The 21,903-nt window shown below is 44.3% G+C and carries 15 protein-coding genes and 5 pseudogenes; 16 read left to right on the top strand and 4 right to left on the bottom strand.

Annotated elements, in window-relative coordinates:
- Positions 1-67 precede the first annotated feature (67 nt).
- A pseudogene (locus tag PGQ38_RS19825) lies at positions 68-1,479 on the bottom strand (ATP-binding protein).
- Positions 1,480-1,599: 120 nt separating this feature from the next.
- On the opposite strand from PGQ38_RS19825, the pseudogene PGQ38_RS07875 reads away from it, so the two are divergent.
- The 11 genes and pseudogenes from PGQ38_RS07875 to PGQ38_RS07825 form a co-directional block, all read left to right on the top strand.
- Positions 1,600-2,436 (top strand): annotated as a pseudogene (locus PGQ38_RS07875) (relaxase/mobilization nuclease domain-containing protein); the annotation flags it as partial.
- A gap of 374 nt (positions 2,437-2,810) precedes the next feature.
- Positions 2,811-3,530: a VanR-ABDEGLN family response regulator transcription factor gene (gene vanR, locus PGQ38_RS07865; protein ID WP_204454400.1), complete on the top strand. Its 720-nt coding sequence runs from the start codon at positions 2,811-2,813 to the stop codon at positions 3,528-3,530.
- On the top strand, positions 3,514-4,647 hold the full coding sequence (locus PGQ38_RS07860) for a sensor histidine kinase (protein ID WP_173736426.1): 1,134 nt from the start codon (positions 3,514-3,516) through the stop codon (positions 4,645-4,647). The genes vanR and PGQ38_RS07860 overlap by 17 nt, the downstream gene beginning before the upstream one ends.
- 93 nt (positions 4,648-4,740) lie before the next feature.
- Positions 4,741-5,013 carry a VanW family protein gene (locus PGQ38_RS07855; protein ID WP_270431221.1) on the top strand — a complete coding sequence of 91 codons (273 nt, stop codon included), beginning with the start codon at positions 4,741-4,743 and terminating at the stop codon, positions 5,011-5,013.
- Between the two features lie 373 nt (positions 5,014-5,386).
- Positions 5,387-5,962 (top strand): annotated as a pseudogene (locus PGQ38_RS07850) (M15 family metallopeptidase); the annotation flags it as partial.
- Positions 5,959-6,087, top strand: a pseudogene (locus tag PGQ38_RS20545) (D-alanine--(R)-lactate ligase); the annotation flags it as partial. The pseudogenes PGQ38_RS07850 and PGQ38_RS20545, both read left to right, overlap by 4 nt.
- The gene (locus PGQ38_RS07845) at positions 6,076-6,345 is read left to right on the top strand and encodes an alanine racemase C-terminal domain-containing protein (RefSeq protein ID WP_416385793.1); all 270 of its coding nucleotides are present in this window, start codon (positions 6,076-6,078) and stop codon (positions 6,343-6,345) included. The pseudogene PGQ38_RS20545 and the gene PGQ38_RS07845, both read left to right, overlap by 12 nt.
- 303 nt (positions 6,346-6,648) lie before the next feature.
- A pseudogene (locus tag PGQ38_RS07840) lies at positions 6,649-7,053 on the top strand (RNA polymerase sigma factor); the annotation flags it as partial.
- Between the two features lie 485 nt (positions 7,054-7,538).
- Positions 7,539-7,703, top strand: a complete 165-nt coding sequence (locus PGQ38_RS20980; RefSeq protein ID WP_270431217.1) for a hypothetical protein — start codon at positions 7,539-7,541, stop codon at positions 7,701-7,703.
- 148 nt (positions 7,704-7,851) lie between these two features.
- Positions 7,852-9,063 (top strand): ATP-binding protein, encoded by a 1,212-nt coding sequence (locus PGQ38_RS07830; protein ID WP_204454397.1) that lies wholly within the window; start codon positions 7,852-7,854, stop codon positions 9,061-9,063.
- A 138-nt stretch (positions 9,064-9,201) separates the two neighbouring features.
- Positions 9,202-9,648 carry a hypothetical protein gene (locus tag PGQ38_RS07825; RefSeq protein WP_204454395.1) on the top strand — a complete coding sequence of 149 codons (447 nt, stop codon included), beginning with the start codon at positions 9,202-9,204 and terminating at the stop codon, positions 9,646-9,648.
- A 221-nt stretch (positions 9,649-9,869) separates the two neighbouring features.
- Here the strand turns inward: PGQ38_RS07825 and PGQ38_RS07820 are convergent, their stop codons facing one another.
- Together PGQ38_RS07820 and PGQ38_RS07815 are read right to left on the bottom strand one after the other, a co-directional pair.
- On the bottom strand, positions 9,870-11,249 hold the full coding sequence (locus tag PGQ38_RS07820) for an aldehyde dehydrogenase (protein WP_270431212.1): 1,380 nt from the start codon (positions 11,247-11,249) through the stop codon (positions 9,870-9,872).
- Between the two features lie 171 nt (positions 11,250-11,420).
- Complete coding sequence (locus tag PGQ38_RS07815) at positions 11,421-12,641, bottom strand: iron-containing alcohol dehydrogenase (RefSeq protein ID WP_173718206.1); 1,221 nt, start codon at positions 12,639-12,641, stop codon at positions 11,421-11,423.
- 375 nt (positions 12,642-13,016) lie between these two features.
- On the opposite strand from PGQ38_RS07815, the gene PGQ38_RS07810 reads away from it, so the two are divergent.
- From PGQ38_RS07810 to PGQ38_RS07790, 5 genes are all read left to right on the top strand, one after another.
- Positions 13,017-15,896, top strand: coding sequence for an NYN domain-containing protein (locus tag PGQ38_RS07810; RefSeq protein ID WP_270431255.1), 2,880 nt, complete (start codon positions 13,017-13,019; stop codon positions 15,894-15,896).
- A gap of 131 nt (positions 15,897-16,027) precedes the next feature.
- Positions 16,028-16,528: a transcription elongation factor GreA gene (gene greA / locus PGQ38_RS07805; protein WP_173718207.1), complete on the top strand. Its 501-nt coding sequence runs from the start codon at positions 16,028-16,030 to the stop codon at positions 16,526-16,528.
- A gap of 357 nt (positions 16,529-16,885) precedes the next feature.
- The gene (locus tag PGQ38_RS07800; protein WP_270431209.1) at positions 16,886-18,655 is read left to right on the top strand and encodes a Na/Pi cotransporter family protein; all 1,770 of its coding nucleotides are present in this window, start codon (positions 16,886-16,888) and stop codon (positions 18,653-18,655) included.
- A gap of 296 nt (positions 18,656-18,951) precedes the next feature.
- Positions 18,952-19,638: a response regulator transcription factor gene (locus PGQ38_RS07795; protein ID WP_204454390.1), complete on the top strand. Its 687-nt coding sequence runs from the start codon at positions 18,952-18,954 to the stop codon at positions 19,636-19,638.
- The gene (locus PGQ38_RS07790; protein ID WP_187565461.1) at positions 19,635-20,969 is read left to right on the top strand and encodes a sensor histidine kinase; all 1,335 of its coding nucleotides are present in this window, start codon (positions 19,635-19,637) and stop codon (positions 20,967-20,969) included. Before PGQ38_RS07795 ends, PGQ38_RS07790 begins: the two co-directional genes overlap by 4 nt.
- A gap of 89 nt (positions 20,970-21,058) precedes the next feature.
- Here PGQ38_RS07790 and nagB read toward each other — a convergent pair whose 3' ends face one another.
- Complete coding sequence (nagB, locus tag PGQ38_RS07785) at positions 21,059-21,784, bottom strand: glucosamine-6-phosphate deaminase (RefSeq protein WP_173735101.1); 726 nt, start codon at positions 21,782-21,784, stop codon at positions 21,059-21,061.
- Between the last annotated feature and the right edge of the window lie 119 nt (positions 21,785-21,903).

The following is a 21,903-nucleotide window of genomic DNA, read 5'->3' as shown; positions in this document are numbered from 1 at the left end:
TGAATATAATTTGGAATGAAAAGAAGCAGGACAATGGGAGATGAGACCCAATGCCCTGCTTCTTATTTTACTTGGTATGAACGGTAGAGTATTTCTGGTTTTTGCTTTTGGGTTTGTATGGAAACATCATTTCAAGTTTACCAGAAGATAATAAAGGCTTGAGGTAATATTTGCTGAAGTGAGAACGACTGGAAACATTAATATATGCTTGCATTTCATCTCGACTTTTAGGGTCTGCACAAAATTCCAATAGCAAGTTTTGCTTGCTGATCACAGATGTATCATGTGCTGTATCATGTGCGGCATCATGTACGGAAGCACCGCACATGATGTAGTTTACATTTTTCAAGATGACCCTGAAATCTGTTGCTGTCGAGAAAAATTCAGGTTTATATATTTCTGAATATCCTGGTAGTTTTTCAGTCTCACTAACGATTTTGCGCAGACCACTTCCACGGCGTTCCATGTACTTCATGCGGTGGAACATGTCAGCAATCACGGGGGTTCGTCGCATCGAACGAATACTGTAAATATCGTATTCCTGAATTGAGCCGCCGCCAAACATACCGCCAGGAGATGTGATTTCCACCCGATCATCAAACATATCAATATGGATTTCGCTGCCAAGCACAATATAATCACGATGGATAAGCGCATTGACAAGAGCCTCTGTCACAGCTCGTTCAGCATAATCCGGCTTGTCTACACGATACTGTGCCTTTTTGACAAAACGGACTTTGGAATTATTGCGAATAAATTCACTGCCACTGTTCAGTAAATAAATCAAATTTCCCTCGTATTCTTTATCGTCCAGCGCATCATCAAAGATAGAGCCTTTTTCCAAGCCATTCCACCGGGTACAGAACATACGGGAGTTATAAACCGTGTGCTGATCGGTCATGAGTTTTCCGGCATTGGTCAGGAGTCCATTTTTATCAGTCAAACCAAAGGAAACATAATCGGATGGCTCAAAGCGGAGACCGGTCCGTTCCAGATAGGTTGCTTCCAGAAGTGTAAAGCTGTAATCCTTTTTGCCGCGTCTGTTGTTAGGGTATCAAAGGACTGATTGGTTCCCTTTAAGATCAATTCATTCACAATGTAATCAGGGGCAATTACGCTTTCATTTCCAACACGGATATATGCCTCCATCACGCCGTCTGCCTTGTAATAATATGGGGTGCTGCGGCCGGGAGAAACCTCCAGAGCTAATAGATTTTTACCATCTTCCTGTAATGGTTTTAAGATAAACTGAGGTAATGGTGTGATACGTTCTTTGATTAAGCGACTGATCGCTTCAGCATCCTTTTGAACATCGGACAAGCCAATAGGTTTCCTGTCATCAGAGATTCCGAAAAAAAGAGTTCCGCCGATTCCATTAGAAAAGGCACTGACACTTTTTAACCAGCTTTTGGGTTTCTTTATTTCAAGTGCAACTTTGAAATCACATTCGGTTGCTTCTGCAATTAGCTGTTCTATCATAAAATCCCTCCTTTGAGGTATTGGTAGTTTCTTTATATTAATATTATACCCATAAGGAGAGTTTATTTCAACGATAGGCACAAAGAGTTCAGAGAAAATATTTTGAGAGGAGGGCTTTTTATGGCAACTACAAGAATCATGCCGCTTCATGTCGGCAAAGGCCGCACAGAGAGTCGGGCGATCAGTGACATCATCGACTATGTGGCCAATCCAAAGAAAACAGATAACGGCAGGCTCATTACCGGCTATGCGTGTGACAGCCGGACTGCGGATGCGGAGTTCCTTCTGGCAAAGCGGCAGTACATTGCCGCTACCGGACGAGTGCGTGGCGCGGATGATGTGATTGCCTATCATGTGCGCCAGTCCTTCCGCCCCGGTGAGATTACCCCGGAAGAAGCAAACCGGCTGGGCGTAGAATTTGCAAAGCGTTTTACTAAAGGCAATCATGCCTTTGTAGTCTGCACTCACATAGACAAGTCGCACATTCATAATCACATTATCTGGTCATCGGTCAGCTTAGAATATGACCGGAAGTTCCGAAACTTTTGGGACAGCACCAAGGCGGTTCGTCGGCTAAGTGACACCATCTGTATTGAGAATGGACTGTCAATTGTAGAGAATCCGAAACCTCACGGAAAGAGCTATAACAAATGGCTGGGCGATCAGGCAAAGCCCTCTCACCGAGAGCTGCTTCGTGTGGTGATTGACAACGCATTATCACAAAGTCCTGCTGACTTTGAAGAACTGCTGAAGCTGTTGCAAGAGTATGGTTGTGAAGTCTCAAAGCGCGGAAAATCGTATCGACTGAAGCTCTCTGGTTGGGAGAAAGCCGCCCTCATGGACAGTCTGGGCGAAGGATATGGATTGGAGGATTTGCAGTCAGTTCTCTCAGGGAAGAAAGCCCATACCCTACGAAAGAAAACAGTCACACAGACAGAGCCGCCGAAGGTCACAGTTCCTACGTGGTCACTGACCCGAAAGGCGATATCGTAATCGACTGCGGACAAGCCCTTTTGAAGAACGGATATAGTATCCGGCTGTGGAATGACCTTATTATATTGGTAAACAAGTATGATTGTTCTGGTTGTGGACCTGATTTAATAGGCGAATCATTGCTTAATAAATAAGAACGAAATATAATATAGCTTAGAGATGAACAGATACGACTAATATATCAAGGGGTTTCTTAACTTGCCAAAATTCAGCCCCAAGATATTGCAATCTGTGAGAAATTAGGAAAATCTTAATGTTTTCTCATGAAATAATAAGGATGTGCTGTGTTCGGCTTTGATAATATAATAATATATACTCTTTGAAGGGAGAGTGACTTCATGTCTAATAAAATATTAGTAGTCGATGACGAAACAGAAATTGCGGATTTAATAGAAGTCTATTTGAAAAACGAAAACTACACTGTATTCAAATTTTATACGGCCCAAGAAGCCCTTAATTGCATTGAAACACCCCCCATTGATCTTGCAATTTTGGATATTATGCTTCCTGACATAGATGGATTCACTCTATGCAAGAAAATCAGGGAACATCATACCTACCCCATCATCATGCTGACAGCCAAAGATGCTGAGACTGATAAAATTACCGGCCTTACTCTTGGAGCGGATGATTACATTACAAAGCCGTTTCGCCCTCTGGAGATGATTGCACGGGTAAAGTCTCAGCTTCGCCGGTATCAAAAGTACAATCCTGCTCATTCTGATACCGGTGAAACCTCGTCTGCCGCATCAGAAGATAATCTTGTTTGCGGTTCCTTGACAATGAATATCAAGGCACATACCTGCTTTTTGGGGGAAACGCCCTTGGTGCTGACACCTACGGAGTTTTCGATCCTGCGTATTCTTCTGGAAAATACCGGGAATGTAGTCAGTTCAGAAGATTTGTTTCACAAAATCTGGCAGGACGAGTATTACAGCAAATCCAACAACACCATCACCGTTCATATCCGCCACCTGCGGGAGAAAATGGGAGATAGTATGGACAAGCCCAGATTCATTAAGACGATATGGGGGGTAGGATATAAAATTGAAAGTTGATAAAAAAGACGAATACTTTGCTTTTCAATCCAAACTCATTCGACGAGTTTGCATGAATGTCATTACCTCTATCGTTGTGGTGGTGGGGCTGTATCTTTTCATCTGGAAACAGCGAATTGGCGATCTGATTGTATGGATTCTGGAAACCGTATTCGACATGAAGCATGAAGCAGCATTTTATTATTACAGTGACCATTTTCGAGGTAATAAAGAAATTTTTTTCGCTGTGGCCGTTCTTCTAATATTTACAGTCCTCATGGTACGAATTTTCCGGTGGGTTACCGGCTATTTCAGAGAGGTCAATCAAGGGATAGAGTCATTGCTGGCAGACGATGAAAAGCAAATCCAGTTGTCACCGGAAATGCTGCCATTTGAGCGGAAGCTAAACTCTGTAAAACAAACTTTAGCAGAACGAAAAATGGAAACCGCTTTGGCTGAACAGCGGAAAGACGAATTGGTTATGTACCTGGCCCATGATATTCGGACCCCACTCACATCTGTAATTGGATACCTCAATCTGTTGGAGGAAGATCCGAATATGCCCCCTGAGCAGAGGGCTGCGCGGGTTCATATCGTGTTGGAAAAAGCCTACCGACTGGAGACGATGGTAAATGAATTCTTTGAGATCACAAAATATAAATCTCAGAAAATCACCTTGTCCAAGGAAACCATCGACCTTTATTATATGCTGGTCCAACTATCGGATGAATTGTCTCCTGTTTTGGCTCCCAGGGGAAACACCGTTACCCTGCATCTTGACGAGAATTTGACCATCGAAGCCGATCCGGAAAAGCTGGCACGGGTATTCAACAACATTCTGAAAAATGCCGCATCGTATAGCTTCCCACATACCGAGATTGTGATCTCCGCAGAAAAATTGGAACATGAAGTCATCATTCGGTTTCAGAACAGCGGCGAAGATATTCCAAATGAGGCATTGGCGTCTCTTTTCAATAAATTCTACCGGGTAGATCAGTCTCGTTCCTCTGATACAGGCGGCACAGGGCTTGGATTAGCCATAGCAAAGGAGATCGTCACGCTGCATGGCGGGGCAATCAGCGCATCCAGCAAAAATCATGTGGTTACATTTACAGTCTCTTTGCCGTTGTCAAATTAGCAATTTCTTTGCATTTTCTTAGGAGTCAATCAACTTCTTATTAAAACAATCTATGCTCTTGTCCAGTAGAATGATACTGACAGGAGCATGGATTTGCTCTTTTATGAAACAAATCACCGAAAGGAGCGAAATGATGGGAAGGATACTCCGCTGACTGTTACAGAACAGCATACATATGGAATCGACCTTCACCGCAATACGCCCGGCATTCCCCAAGGAATTGACGCGGCGGTGGCGGAAGGCCGGCTGGATTTGAAGGTCAAAAACAACACCGCCTACACATTTCAAATCCAGATTTCTGTTGACAAATATCATATGAGAGGGAAAGTGTTGTCCGATGCAAAGCTGCGGACCGCCGCTGGATAGAACATAAGTAAAATCTCCCCCTTACATTAGGATTTTCTTAGGAAATAAACAACTTCATATTAAAGTTTCAAGCGCCGCTGTTCAGTACAATAAATGCTGACAGGGGCGCTTTTGTTCCCCTTCAGAAAGGAGGCTTTATATGATGGAAGAAAAAATGCTGCCTGTTCCCAATGAAGGTCATCGCCGGAGGCAAAAGCAGCGGCGGAGGCGCTTTCCTTGGGGAAGTATTGCCACAGTCATTCTGGTCGTGGCTGTTTGTGTATATGCGTTCACATTGTTTGGAGATAAAGAATCGCCTGAAAATTCCCAAGTAAACGACACCACAACGCAGGGGCCTGATGATGTGCAAGTTGGCCTTTTGGATGAAAGCTCACCCAAAAACACGCAGACAGCAAATGATGACACCGACTGGAACTTGGTGTTGGTAAACTATGAAAACGCGATCCCCGAAAACTACGAGCCAAAACTGGTAGAGGTGCCCGGCGGTGAGAAAGTAGATGAACGCATCTATGATCCTCTCATGGAGATGTTGGAAGCAGCAAAGGAAGGAAATTTGGATCAACTGCCTATGGTCGTATCCGGTTACCGCACGCAGAAAAAGCAGCAGCTCTATGACGACAAAGTGGCTGGATACCGCAAAGAGGGAAATTCCCAGAGCGAAGCGGAGGAACTGGCAAAGCAATGGGTATCTGTTCCCGGATACAGTGAACATCAAATTGGTTTAGCCGTGGACATCAACGGAGCCATCTATGATTTTTATTTCTGGCTGCAAGAAAACAGCTACAAATACGGTTTTATCTTCCGTTACCCTGGAGATAAAAACGACATCACGGGCGTTGCCGAGGAAGTATGGCATTATCGGTATGTTGGCGTTGAGGCCGCCACAGAGATGTATGAAAAAGGGCTGTGCTTGGAGGAATATTTGGCAGAAAGGCAGGCAGAGCAATGAAAAGATTGAAAATCGCTGTTTTGTTTGGCGGCTGTTCCCCGGAGTATAGCGTGTCCCTCCAGTCCGCAGCCGCTGTGCTTCAGAATATGGACAGCAGCAAGTATGAAGCGGTAATGGTCGGCATTCCTTGCGCTCTGTCGTGTAATCATGGAAAAGTATTGATAAACGGCTACGAAGCACCAATAATTGGACGCATCTGTATGGATCAAATGATAGTCGATATTACGGATTTACCAGATGTGAAAAGCGGTGATATTGTTGTCTTCATAGGAAAATCAGGCCAGTATGAAATCACGGCCTATGACCTTACAGAAGCAAGTGGGACAATTACCAACGAACTGTTAAGTCGCTTAGGTAGCCGCTTAAACAGAATGATAGTTTAACTTATAGAATGTAATTATCTGCCGCACGACGGCAAAAGAAAAAAAGCCGTCGTGCAGCAATCGTTTTCCCATGTCAAATTAAACACTCGACGGCTTTGAACAACAACCAAAGCTGTCGTTTTGTTTTTTGAAGGAGTGTGATATACAGAGCGGCGGCCAGTAGAGGTAGTCGCCATGATAGCGGTATTTAGACAGGGCAATATGGCCTTTTCATCAAAAAAATCTTTGCTAATACCCTAACTTGTTCCGCCCCATTTCGGCTCACCCGTCAACTGGACCTGTGAACCGAAATGGAGGTACATAATGCAGAAAATCAATCTTCGGGAGCTGTATCCCGATATTTACAAAAAAGACACTTATTTGGAAGTAACCGATGAAGTGCAGGCGGTGTTCCTGGCCGACAAACGAGCGGAAGCACGCTACCTACGCCAGATGTATAACTACAAAGCGCACTACTTCCTGGACTGCGACAATGGCATTGAGAAGGCCATTGTGCAGCACCCGCCGACCCCGGAAGAAATCCTGGAGGACAAGCAGCTCCGCGATCAGCTCTACGCTGCGGTGGTGGAGCTGCCGGACAAGCAGGCCAAGTGGATTTATGCCCGGTTCTACTTAGGCATGACCGTCAAAGAAATTGCCCAGGCAGAAGCTGTTGATCTCAGCTGGGTATATAAGAGCATAAAGCGCGGTTTGAAATGCCTGGGAAAAATTTCAAAAACCTTAATTAACATGGCCAAAATGTCGCCGTTTTCTTCACTACCATTAGAAGGACAACTTATCACCTTCATTGGTACATTGACAACTGAATAGACGGCATTTCTGGTACATAGCCCATGTATGAGCGAATCAGGCGCGCCACCAAGAAGGACAAGCCAAGGAGGTGATGAACGGGTTGTCCTGAGCGATCAACGCAAGCCTGAAGCCCGGAGGTGGCACTTCGGGGCGCAGTGACTGCATGGGGGCTTAAAGATACTTCCTCACGGCCCGCCAAAGATTTTTTTGGGGGGAACCCTGCGGCGCACGAGTAAAACGACGCTGCGGAGTTATGACAGCCGCGCTAGCGGAGACTAGGAATATCCCTATCGTCAGGGGTGCGTGGCAAATGTGGCGAGTAAATTTTTCAAAGTCAGATACCATGGGGCTGTCTATTTCCCGACAGCCCTTTCCCATAATCGAAGAAAGGGGGATTTTCCATGACCGAACAGGAAGCCTATCAAGAACATATCCGTTATGCCCATGATACCTACTGTCGGATTGTTATTCGCCATGCGTCCTTTGACGCTGCCCGTATGCTGGCTGGCGGCGTGGCACTGATCGGCACGACTCTGGTGCCGCTGCTTTCTGGACTTTTTGGTTAAACTACGATATTCTGAAACTGCAAAGAAACAGAATTCGACACAATCCGAAAAAGTCAATGAAAATCAATGAAAGTTGCGGTTTATAATCGCAAAACCTATTGATTTTTTTATGCGCTTGCGGTATTATGGAACCATGGAGGTGGTTCCTATGATAGACAGACCGCTCTACGTCGATAAGATTATGGCATACACCGACACACCTTTTGTAAAAGTGTTGACGGGGGTTCGCCGCTGCGGAAAATCCACAGTTCTAAAAATGATCATGGAGAAGCTGCAACAGGAGCATGGCATTCCGTCTGAGCGGATTGTCAGTATGCGTTTCGATTCCATGGATTATGAGGATATGACAGCGAAGGATATGTTCAAAGCTGTCAAAGAAAAACTCGATCCAACTGGGAGAATGTATCTCTTTCTGGATGAGGTTCAGGAAATTGAAGGCTGGGAGAAAGTGGTAAACTCCCTGGCAACGGATTATGATGTTGACCTTTATGTGACAGGCTCCAATTCCAGAATGATGTCTTCGGAAATAGCGACTTACCTGACCGGACGATATGTTTCCTTCCGTATCTATACGCTTTCTTTTCAGGAATATCTGGAATTTAAAAAGCAGTATACACAGGTAAAGGATATCCATGCTGAACTGGCAGACTATATCCGCTTGGGCGGCTTCCCTGCAACGCACCTGCGAGAGTATTCACAGGATGAGGTTTATACGATTGTCCGGGATATCTATAATTCCACGATTTTCTCGGATATCGTAAAGAGAAACCAGATTCGCAAGATCGACCAGCTGGAACGGGTGGTTCGGTACACATTTGCGAATGTGGGAAATTCATTCTCAGCAAAATCAATTTCTGATTATCTGAAATCAGAGCATCGTTCTATCGACAATGAAACGGTGTACAGCTATCTGGAAAAGCTGGAGAAAGCATATCTCCTTCATCGCTGTTCTCGATACGACCTGCGCGGGAAGGAGATTCTGAAAACGCAGGAGAAGTTTTATCTTGCTGATACCGCTTTACGTTACAGCGTGCTGGGCTATACACCAGACAGCGTTGCTTCCAGTCTGGAAAATGTGGTGTATCTGGAACTTTGCAGACGAGGATATACCGTGACGATTGGAAAAACGCCGGATGGTGAGGTCGATTTTGTGGCGCAGAAGCAGAATGACCGGTTGTATGTGCAGGTCACACAGGAGATCAAATCTGAGAAGACAGAAAAGCGCGAATATGAACGGCTGCTGGAAATCCGGGATAACTATCCGAAGTATGTTTTAAGAACCGATGAATTTGCCGGAGGCAATTACCAGGGCATTAAGAGTATGCACATTGCAGATTTTCTATTGAGCACAGAATATTAACGATGAGGGCGGCGGTGAGCCGCCCTTTTACATACTGAAAATAAGGTATGTAGAGAGGAAAAAATAGGCCAGAAGAAACTGCGGTTATAAAATTTAACTGAAATTTTCGCAGAAATTCTACAAAAAAAGAAGCAAATATTGGCCGAGACATTTTTAACTGTTATAATAGTGACTGAAAATACGAATACTGAGAATGGAGAGGTTTGTTTTCACCCGGTGGTACTGGTGGTAATCATTTTGCTGGTTGGAATTACCATCTTTCTTGCCAGCCGGAAACCTGCAAAAATTGCAGCTGCTGTTTCGCCTATCGAGGCATTTGGTTATCGTCCTTCTCATAACGCATCAAAAACAAGAAAAGTAGGAGAGGGAAATTTGCTCACAAGACTTTCCAGGGAACAGTTCACAAAAGATAAGAAGAGGACTTTTATGGTACTGTTGTCTCTGGCTGCCAGTTTGTCTGTGTACCTTTGTGTTGTGACCATGCTGGACAGCCAGGCTGCAAGAACCATTGTATCCAATTTTATGGACAGTGATCTCACAGGTTGGAATGGAAGTATTGTGGAAAGGATTAAGGGAGTAGAATAATTGTTATTGAGCCGCATTTTTACGAAAGGGACATGTCAACTTTGGACTTGGAACTTTCATAGTAAAAATGCGGCTCTTTTGTCATATTAATTAACAACCAATGTTAAACATTTTGCAAATCGCATTAAATAATTCGGTGCAGCTATTGAAATTATAACACATAGTTTCGACTTCTTTATTTTTTATTTACGCGAGCAACGAGCCGAAGTAATAGTAACACTTTATTTCAAGAAAATATGGATCAGCTTATCATAAATCCGTCTATAAGGCTGATACCTCATCGGCAGGTCGATCCATGTCTTTTTGTCTACAATGCTCTTGTAATGGGAAAAGGTTTCGAAGCCTTTCTGACCGTGATAGCTTCCCATACCGCTTTCACCGAAGCCGCCGAATGGCATTTCGCTGGTGGCGAGGTGAATGATCACATCGTTGATACAGCCACCGCCGAAGCCACACTCAGAGGTGACTTTTTCGCAGATGGCTTTTTCCTGGGCAAAAATGTAAAGAGCCAGAGGATGAGCCATGGAATTTACCTTTCGGATTACTTCTTCTATGGAATCAAAAGTAAGGACAGGCATTACCGGTCCGAAGATTTCTTCCTGCATTACGGCATCTTCGAAGGTTACCTGATCCATGACTGTAGGTTCAATCTGTAAAGTTTCGGGACGGACATTTCCGCCGCAGATGATTTTCGTAGGATCGATCAGGTTCTGAATGCGGTTGAAATGCTTTTCGTTGATGATCTTTCCGTAATTTTTGTTATCCAGAGGTGACTTACCAAATTGCTTACGAATCTGTTTCTGAATCTGTTTCAGAAGCTCATCTTTCACTTCCCTGTGACAGTAAATGTAGTCAGGAGCTACGCAGGTTTGTCCACAGTTCAGATATTTTCCGAATACAATACGTTTGGCAGAAAGCTTGATATTTGCAGATTTATCTACGATGCAAGGGCTTTTTCCGCCAAGCTCCAGGGTAACAGGAGTGAGATGCTCGCTGGCATGGTGCATGACCTCTTTTCCCACGGCCTGGCTGCCGGTGAAAAAGATGTAGTCAAAGTGCTCCTGGAGAAGACAGGAGTTTTCCTGGCGTCCACCCATAACAACGGCCACATATTCTTCCGGAAAACATTCACGGACGATTTCGCAGATGATATTGCTGGTGGCAGGAGAGTAGGCGCTGGGTTTTAATACTGCAGTGTTTCCGGCGGCGATGGCGTCTACCAGCGGATCAAAGGTAAGCAGGAAGGGATAGTTCCACGGGCTCATGATCAGGGTGACACCGTATGGGGACGGCTTCCTGTAACTTCTGGAATGGAACTGGGCAAGTGGGGTGTGCACGGTTTTTTCTCTGGAAAGGGAGCGGATGTGCTTCAGCATATAGGTAATCTCGCTGAGAACGAGACCGGATTCGCACATGTAGCTCTCGAAGCTGCTTTTTCCCAGGTCTGACTTCAAGGCAGCATTGATCTGCTCCTGGTGGGACTGGATGGAGGTTTGCAGCTTTTTTAAGGCAGTGATGCGAAAGTCAATGTTTAAGGTAGCGCCTGTATAAAAATAGTTCCGCTGCTTGCGGATGATTTCCTGGATTGCTTCCTGGGTCATGGGAAAGTCCTTTCTGATTATTTATAATGTATTTGATGTTTTGAAATATAGTTTACATAATGTAAAAGGCTATAAAGGGGGTAATTCAAAACTATCTTATTTAAATTGAGATTACCGAATGTAATGTTATAAAGGTGACAATATGGCATTTTTCAAACACACTTTATCTTTTTATTGCACTGTGTTTTCTTTAGCCGGCATCAACATATAATAAAATTTCTCCAGCTCCTGTGCATCCATCAGTACCGGTACCGGATACAGCGGATTCGCCTCTTTGTCCGCATAGTGTGACAGCTTCGGAATGTCTTCTTCCTGGATTTCCGGGATGGTATCGCCGATTCCGAAGCGGGCCTTCATGTCTTTGACCGCCTGGATAAAGTTTAATGCGGCTTCTTCTTCCGGTGTTTCTTTGGAGGCAACCCCGGCAGCAACAGCAAGGGCTGCCAGCTTCTTATAAATCGTTTTTCCGTAAGCTTCCAGAACATAAGGGAGAAGTACAGCGTTGGCAAGTCCATGTGGAACATTGTATTGTCCTCCCAGAGAATGGGCAACTGCATGTACATAGCCTACATAGGATTTTGTAAAAGCGCAGCCAGCGAAATAAGAGGCGCGGAGCATATTCCGGCGCGCTTCTTTATTGCTTCCGTCGGTGTAAGCAGTGTCCAGATTTTCGAAAATCAGCTGCACTGCATCCCGGGCATTTTTACGAGTGCCTGGTGTAGTGGAATTACCAATATAAGCTTCCACTGCGTGGGTGAGTGCGTCCATACCTGTAGTAGCGGTGATGAATGGTGGAAGGCTTAATGTGACCTTGGGGTCAAGCACAGCGTATCGGGGAATCAGCGGGAAGTCATTGATGGCATATTTATGCCGGGTTTCGGCGTCCACAATTACCGCTGCCAGTGTAGTTTCGCTTCCGGTTCCTGCAGTGGTTGGAACGGCGATAAGAAGTGGAAGCTTTTTGTGCACTTTCAGGATTCCTTTCATCTTTGCAAGAGACTGATGAGGTTTGGCGACTCTGGCACCTACTGCCTTGGCGCAGTCCATACTGGAGCCTCCGCCGAAGCCTATAATGGCCTGACAGTTATTTTCATGATAAAGTTCAAGTGCCTCAGCCACATTCACAGTGGTAGGATTTGCTACTGTTTTGTCATAAAGGATATAGGGAATGCTGCTGTCTGTCAACACTTTTTCCAGGCGGTCTGTAAGACCAAGCTTATGGATTCCTGCATCTGTAATAATCAGCACATTTTTACATTTTTTCTTTTTCAGCACATCGGGAACGGCTTTCAGACTGCTGATGATCTCAGGATTTCGGTATGGCAGGAATGGAAGGGCAAATTTGAATACATTCTGAAAAATCCGACAGTATATTTTTTTTAAGGGATTCATATGGAAGTTCTCACTTTCTGTTAAATGGTTTCTGTTGCTACAATGTAATAGAGCCTGTTTCAGACACGCTCTATTTTGTAATTGTTCAGTACTTTTACAGCTACATGCTTTGTGGAATGGTTACTTTATTGTACTTTTTTTATCACGTATGAATTATATCATGTTATCAAATATTGTAAAGATAAAACAATTTTATTATAAAACAAATTTTGGCGTTCATAGCATAACACGCTCTGGTGATTTATTGAAAATAATGAAATAAACACCTGTGTCTCGACTGGCGCCTTCTGTTGTGATATACTAAAACAAGAGATTTTTACAACAGGAGGCGTTTTCGTGGGTGAACAGTCAGAGAAAATAAAGAAAAATATTTGTATGGGGCTGCTGGCTCATGTAGATGCAGGAAAAACTACATTGTCAGAAGCACTTTTATATTTAAGCGGCAAGATACGAAAGCTTGGAAGAGTGGATCACAAGGATGCATATCTGGATACCTCTCCCCTTGAGCGCGAGCGGGGAATCACGATTTTTTCCAAGCAGGCAGTGCTGGAATTCCCGGAAACAAGAGTTACCATTCTGGATACGCCTGGGCATGTGGATTTTTCTGCAGAGATGGAACGTACCTTGCAGGTTCTGGACTATGCAGTGCTTTTGATTAACGGTGCAGATGGTGTGCAGGGACATACGGTGACTTTATGGAAATTGCTTGAGCGGTACCAGATCCCCACATTTATTTTTGTGAACAAAATGGATCAGGAGGGAACAGACCACGACGCACTTTTGACCGAATTGAAAAAAAGGCTGAATGAGAACTGCATGGATTTTTCAGAAAATGAAAATCCTGATGGAGATTTGGAATCGGAATTACCGGCTGGTGAAAAAGAAAAGCAGAATTTGATGGAAAATAAATTTTCTGAAGAATTTCTGGAGAGCCTTGCTATGTGTGACGAGAAACTGCTGGAAAAATATCTGGAAACAGGAGAAGTATCCAGGAGAGAGATTACCGGTCTGATCGCAGATCGAAAGGTTTTTCCATGCTATTTTGGCTCTGCTTTGAAAATGGAAGGAGTAGAGAAGCTGATCCGCGGAATGGACAGGTACACCAGATGTCCGGTATATCCTGAGGCTTTTGGTGCGAAGGTCTATAAGATTGCCAGAGACGATCAGGGAAACCGTCTTTCCTATATGAAGATTACAGGCGGGGCACTGAAAGTAAAAGAACTTCTTACTACCAGCAAGGGAAATGTGGCAGCAGGAGAGGACGTGTGGGAGGAAAAGGCTGACCAGATCCGGATTTACTCTGGCGCCAGATTTGAATTGGTGAAAGAAGTGCCCGCAGGAACCGTGTGCGCAGTGACAGGCCTTTCCCATACTTTTCCTGGACAGGGACTTGGCGTGACAGAGAACTCCAATATGCCCGTACTGGAGCCGGTACTGAACTATCAGATTATTTTGCCAGAAGGCTGCGATGTGCACCAGATGCTGAAGAAGCTGAGAGAACTGGAAGAGGAAGATCCTCAGCTTCATATTGTATGGGACGAGCAGCTGGGAGAAATCCACGCCATGCTCATGGGAGACGTGCAGATCGAAATCCTGAAAAGGCTGATCTGGGAGCGGTTCCATGTGGCTGTGGATTTTGGAACGGGAAATATTGTATATAAAGAGACCATTGCGGCACCTGTGGAAGGTGTGGGACATTTTGAGCCTTTGCGCCATTATGCGGAAGTTCACCTTCTTCTGGAACCAGGGGAGCAAGGAAGCGGAATGCAGTTTTTTACCGCCTGCAGTGAGGATGTGCTGGACCGGAACTGGCAGAGACTGATCCTCACCCATCTGGAAGAAAAGGAACACAGAGGAGTGCTGACTGGTGCACCGATCACAGATATGCAGATTACCCTGCTTACCGGACGGGCCCACCAGAAACACACGGAAGGCGGAGATTTCCGTCAGGCTACTTATCGGGCTATCCGTCAGGGGCTTAAGAAAGCACAGAATGTTCTGCTGGAGCCTTACTATGAATTTCGGCTGGAAGTGCCGGTGGAGGTTGTTGGCCGTGCAATGAATGATATCCAGAAAATGCAGGGAACTCTTCTTCCTATGGAGACAGAGGAAAATACCGCTATTTTGAAGGGAAAAGCGCCTGTTTCGACTATGCGCGATTACCAGAAAGAAGTAGTTTCTTATACAAGGGGAATGGGAAGATTGTTCTGCAGTTTAAAAGGATATGAGCCTTGTAAAAATCAAGATGAGATCGTGGAACAGATCGGCTACGATTCTGAGCGGGATCTAGATAATCCTACCGGGTCTGTATTTTGTGCCCATGGAGCCGGATTTGTGGTGCCATGGTATGAAGTGGAAGAGTATATGCACCTGGATACTGGGATTATGGCAGAGTTTGAGGATGATCTCAGTGAGGAAGACTGGGAGGATGCTGCATCAGGCTCTGGAAATCCTGCAAGTGGAGACGGTACTGCTCAAAGTGCCAGAAATTCAGCACGCAGTGGAGCTGGCAGTACAGGAACTGCCGGAAATACATCTGGAAGTGGAAGCCGTGCGGGAAGTGGTTACCAGCCGCCGGAATCTGCCTACCGTGGAAGCTATGAGGATGACAAAGAACTTCAGGCCATTTTTGAGCGTACCTTTGGTCCGGTGAAAAGAGACCGTGTGTCTTCTTGTAAAAAAGTGGTAACTGCACCATCTTATTCTGGCAGCAGTTCTTCTGTAAAAAGAGACCAGGAGGAATACCTTCTTGTGGATGGTTACAACATTATTTTTGCCTGGCCGGAGCTGAAAGAACTGGCAGATGCGGATGTCCGTGCAGCACAGACGAAGCTGATGGATGTTTTAAGTAATTATCAGGGATATAAGAAATGTACTTTGATTCTTGTATTTGATGCTTACAAGGTGGAGGGACACCAGGAGGAAGTGCTTACTTATCACAATATTCATGTGGTTTACACAAAAGAAGCGGAGACTGCCGATCAATATATTGAAAAAACAGTCCACAAAATCGGCAGACAGCATCAGGTAACGGTTGCTACTTCAGACGGACTGGAACAGATTATCATTATGGGGCAGGGCGCCAGTCGTATTTCCGCAAGAGGTCTGAAAGAAGAAATCGAAGAGACCAGAAAGCAGCTCCGCCAGGAATGGCATCAGCACCGCCAGTCCAGTCATACCTATCTTTTTGATCATGCAGATGCTGAGACTGCGAAGCTGATGGAAGAAGTCCGACTGGGGAAAAAGAAATTATAGGGTTTCTGTTTATGGAGTGAACAATAGCATTATTGGAATTAATGTTTTCCATTGGTAATTTGACAAACTCTTTGCCATCTGTTAAGGTGGTGTGCAAAGTGGTGTTGCAGCTATAAAGGAGATGTATAAAAATGAGAGAGAAGCTCACCAAAAAAGACGTAGAGAAAATTGAACAGGAGATTGAGCACCGTAAGCTGGTTGTCCGCAAAGAAGCAATTGAGGCAGTAAAGGAAGCACGTGCCCAGGGCGATTTAAGTGAGAATTTTGAATACTACGCTGCCAAGCGTCATAAGAACCAGAATGAGAGTCGTATCCGTTATCTGGAAAATATGTTAAAAACAGCAACCATCGTTTCTGATAAATCCAGCAGTGACGAGGTTGGAATGGATGATATTGTAGAAGTTTATTTCGAGGAAGATGATGAGATTGAGAAATATAAGCTTGTTACTTCCATCCGGGGAAATTCCATGGAGAACAGAATCAGCATTGACTCTCCAATTGGCATGGCACTGAAAGGACATAAGATTGGCGACAGAGTGGAAGTAAAGGTAAATGATAATTACAGCTATTTTCTGGAAATCCGCTCCATCGATAAAACTCATTCAGAGGAAGAGGAAATCCGAGGATTTTAAAAGTATTAGAGCGTGTAACAGTGAAGATACTGAATCATTACACGTATTATATAAAAATCCCGCATGAGATATGCAGTGATAATTGTAAAATTATTCTTCATGTTTCCTGTGGGATTTTTTGAATGTAAAATTTGGAAAACACAGCAAAATCAACTATCAAACAAAGATTTTACATTTTCAACAGCCTGGCTTTACATTTTTCCTGTATAAGAAAATCCAAGATTGTAAAGTATTTTACATATATTTAACATTCTTCTCACCCGAAACTTTACATAGCCCACTTATATTGGTTTTGTAAACAAAAGAAATTAAGAACCCAATAAACTTTTAAAAGGATAAAAAAGGAGAGGAAACGTAATGGATTTTTTTAGCATTCTGACATTGGTCGGCGGACTGGCGATGTTCCTTTATGGAATGCAGGTAATGGGAGACGGTCTGGAAAAGCTTTCCGGCGGTAAATTGGAAAAGATTCTGGAAAATCTTTCATCTAACCGCGTGAAGGCTGTTTTGGTTGGTGCAGCAGTTACCGCAATTATTCAGTCTTCATCGGCAACTACAGTTATGGTAGTCGGCTTTGTAAACTCGGGAATCATGCATCTGTCCCAGGCTGTTGGCTTTATTATGGGAGCAAATATCGGTACTACTGTTACCGCATGGATCCTCAGTCTGGCTGGAATTGAAAGCTCCAACTTCTTTGTAAGACTTTTGAACCCAAACTCATTTTCACCGATTCTGGCATTGCTTGGAGTTGTTTTTATTGTATTCCTTCATGATGAAAAGAAGAAAGACATTGGAAACATTCTGGTTGGTTTCGCAGTGCTGATGTTCGGTATGAATACCATGAGCGGTGCCGTAAAACCTCTGGCAGAGGTACCGGAATTTACAAATATCCTGCTGAAGTTCTCCAACCCTGTTTTAGGTGTGCTGGCCGGTGCACTTCTGACTGCTGTTATTCAGTCTTCATCTGCTTCTGTTGGTATTCTCCAGGCACTTTGTGTAACTGGTGCAGTCCGTTACGGAGCAGCGCTTCCGATTATCATGGGACAGAATATTGGAACCTGTATTACAGCAATGCTTTCTTCAATCGGTGCTACTAAGAATGCAAAACGTGCAGCAATCGTTCATCTGTACTTCAATATTGTAGGAACTGTTACATTTATGGTTGTATTCTATGTGCTGAATGGATTTTTACATTTCTCTTTCATTGAAGAAGTGGCAGGTCCTGCCGGCATCGCAGTGATCCACAGTGCCTTTAACATCATTGCAACACTTGTACTTCTTCCATTTGGAGATATGCTTGTAAAAATGGCATGTGCAACTGTCCGTGATACAAAAGAGGAGAAAGTTATTTCCGCAGAAGATCAGGAGTTTATGATCCTGGAATCCCGTTTTCTCAGTAATCCTGGTATTGCTATTGAGCAGAGCAAAACAGCTGCCAGGAAAATGGCAGAGCAGTCCAAAACCGCTTTGAACCTTTCTTTTGGTTTGCTGGATGATTTCCAGGAGGAGACAGCTTTCCGTGTGGAAAAGATTGAAGCAAAGGTTGACCGCTATGAGGACGAACTGGGAACCTATCTGATCAAGTTAAATCAGAAGGATCTTTCTCTGGAAGACAGCCACAGCTTGTCCATTATGCTTCACTGTATCGGAGATTTTGAGCGCATTTCCGACCACGCACTTAGCATTATGAAATCTGCAAAGGAAATTTCAGAAAAAAATGCCCGCTTTTCAGACAAGGCAGTGCAGGAACTTCACATTATGGAAAAAGCCGTGTCTGATATTGTGGAAAAAGCGTATAGCGTTTTTGCAAACCAGGACATGAGAGCAGCCGAAGAAATTGAGCCTCTGGAAGAAGTGATTGATGAGCTCAGCCGTGAGCTGAAAAGACGCCATGTAAATCGTCTTCGCGCCGGAGAATGTACAATCGAGATGGGCTTTGTGCTTTCTGATATTACAACCAGCCTGGAGAGAATTGCAGATCATTGTTCCAATATCGGCGTCTGTGTGACTCAGGTGCATGAGGATCTCTATGATACCCACAGTCATCTTGACACTGTAAAAAATGCACCGGGAGAACATTTCCATCACGAACTGGAAGTTGCCCGTGTGAATTATATGCTTCCGTAACCGGGAGAGCAGATGTTGCCAGTTGCTGCTCTGGAAAAATTCCTGTGAGAATCATTTCCGGAGGCAGCGACTGGTAATATAATTTTTGCGGCGCAAAATCATGCAAACGCATGATTTCTGTGCATCGCGAAGCGTGTTACTGGTCAGGTCGTGAACGGTAACCTGTTTTCCTGCTTTTTACCGTGACTTTACAGTTGTGCACTTGTATAAGGGGAAAAAAGTACGTATACTAAGAAATAATGATAATTTACGGGTAATGTAAAAAATAGGTAAGACATGGGAGGAGAATACTAAAAATGATTTTTTGTGTTGAAGATGATAACAACATCCGTGATCTTTTAGTATATACATTAGAGACGACCGGATTTCATGCAAGGGGGTTAGAAGACTCCCAGGAATTGTGGAAAGCCCTCGCAGAAGAGGAACCAGAGCTGATTCTTCTTGATATTATGCTTCCGGGAGAGGATGGATATTCCATTCTGGAAAAACTGAAAAAATCTTCCGGAACCAGAGATATTCCCATCATTATGGTAACTGCCAAGGAAGCAGAATTTGATAAGGTCCGTGCTCTGGAAGCCGGTGCAGACGATTATATTACCAAGCCCTTTGGAATGATGGAATTTATAGCCAGAGTGAAGGCGGTGCTCAGGCGCAGCAGCCGCCACGGAGATGACAGAGAGCTTAGCTGTGAGGAACTTCGTATTTTTCCAGGCCGTCATCAGGTGTATTGTGATGATCAGCCTGTGGAGCTTACCCGCAAGGAATTTGAACTTCTTCTGTATCTTATGGAAAACAGAGGAATCGTTATGACCCGTGACCAGATTTTGTGCCATATATGGGGCTATGATTTTGACGGGGAGACCAGAACTGTGGATGTACATGTGCGGACCCTGCGGCAGAAGCTTGGGGATACTGGAAGACTGATCGAAACTGTCCGCGGCGTAGGTTACAGAATGGCAGATAAAGGAGGCACTCAGGGATGAAAAAGAAAATCCTAAGTCATACCAGTGTGATGATCATTCTCACGGTTATCCTTACCTTTATAGCTGCCAGCTTTGTGATGTATGATAAGTATAATAGTACCATGAAAAAGGGTGTACGGGATGAAGCAGAATATGTAAAAGTGGGGATAGAAGAAGTTGGAGAAGCATATTTAAGCGGAAATGTGGGAAAAACCACAGATACTCGTATTACGCTCACCGATTCAGAGGGAAATGTGCTCTATGATAATGAGGCAGAGGCTTCAAAGCTTCCAAACCACAGCAGCCGTCCGGAATTTGTCCAGGCTATGAAAAATGGACAGGGAGAAATCGTTCGTTATTCGGAAACCCTGTCGCACCAGACCTTTTATTATGCAGTAAAGCTGAATGATGGCAGAATTCTCCGCCTGGCAAAAACAACAGACAGTGTGTTCCATACGTTGCTTAGCAGTTTTATCTGGCTGGGACTTTTGATGCTGTTAATCATTCTGGTAGAGATCGTGCTGGTACAAAAACAGACAAAGAATCTGATTGAGCCGGTGAACAATCTGGATCTGGAGCATCCTCTTTCGAATGTGTGCTACGAAGAACTCCGCCCTTTGCTGATGCGGGTGGATCAGCAGAATAAGCAAATTGCAAGCCAGCTGGAGGAGTTGAAGAAGACAGAGGCTGTGAGAAGGGAATTCTCTGCAAATGTTTCCCATGAGTTAAAGACACCTCTGATGTCCATTTCCGGTTATGCGGAGCTGATGATGAATGGAATGGTGAGACCGGAGAATATTGCTGATTTTTCAGGACGAATTTATAAGGAGGCCAATCGTCTGGGAAATCTGGTGGCAGATATTATCCAGCTGTCGCGCCTGGATGAGCAGCAGGATGCAGTGGTCTCCATGGAAAGTGTGGAGCTTGATGAGCTGGCAAAGGATGTAGTAAACAATCTCCGGGATCATGCGGAAAAGAAAAACATTTCGTTGGATTATTGTGGTATTCCGATCAACATTCAGGGTGTTCGGCATGTTTTATATGAAATGCTGTACAATATTGCGGACAATGCTGTCCGTTACACCAATCCGGGAGGACACATTCATATTTATGTAGGCAGAAAAGGGGACCATCCTTTTTACCGGGTAGAGGATGATGGAATCGGAATCCCGAAATCTGAACAGAAAAGAATATTTGAGAGATTTTACCGTGTGGACAAAAGTCATTCACGGCAGACCGGAGGAACTGGTCTTGGACTGTCCATTGTAAAGCATGGGGCAACCTTACATCATGCCCAGATCAATGTGGACAGCGATCTTGGAAAAGGTACAAAAATGGAGCTGCTTTTTTAGAGTGTGTTGAAAAAGGCTTTCTGCAAATTGTGACATACAGCTTGCAGAAAGCCTTTTGGGAACATATTGAAGCAGCTCCTTTTTTTAAATTACAGTTCGCTCAGTGCATCCTCATCTGCCACAATAATTGCATTGGGATGGAACTGAAGGATGGAAGCCGGGCACTGTGGGGTAACAGGTCCTTTGATCGCAGCGGCGAGAGCCGTGGCTTTGTTCTTGCCGTTAGCTACAAGAAGAATGGTCTTTGCGCTCATAATATTGCCGGTTCCCATAGAAATTGCCTTGCGCGGTACATCCTCCTCGCTTGCAAAAAAGCGCTTATTCGCCTGGATGGTAGCCTCTGTAAGATCTACACAGTGTGTGCCAGCCTGGAAATGGTCGTCTGGTTCATTAAATCCGATGTGACCATTAGGTCCTATTCCAAGAAGCTGAAGGTCTGCAGCTCCCATATTCTTAAGCAGTGTATTGTAAGCTTCGCAGCAGGCCTCTGTATCCGGATTGGTTCCGTCCGGAACATAGGTATTCTTAATATCTATATTGACTCTGCTGAACAGGTTCTTGTTCATGAAGTAACGGTAGCTCTGGTCATTGGATCCGTCCAGTCCTACATATTCGTCCAGGTTCACAGATTTTACATGGGAAAAATCCAGTATTCCCTCTTCATACATAGCAGCCAGCTGATCGTAGGTACCTACCGGGGAAGAACCGGTAGCAAGTCCAAGGATACAATCCGGTTTGGACAAAATAACACCGGCGATAATGGTAGCTGCAGTACGGCTCAGCTCTTCATAATTCTTAACTTTAATTACTTTCATTTTACCTCTCCTTCTTTGTCAATAAGTGAGTATGATCACTTTAACAAGGTGCAAAAAAATAACGGCATTATCAGAATGCTGTCATATAAAAACCCTGCCCTTGTTCTTTCAGACAATAA

Origin of the sequence: Blautia faecis, from assembly GCF_027662325.1 — a bacterium.
In the GTDB taxonomy this organism is placed as follows: domain Bacteria; phylum Bacillota; class Clostridia; order Lachnospirales; family Lachnospiraceae; genus Blautia_A; species Blautia_A faecis.
This window is presented reverse-complemented; position numbering and strand designations above follow the sequence as displayed.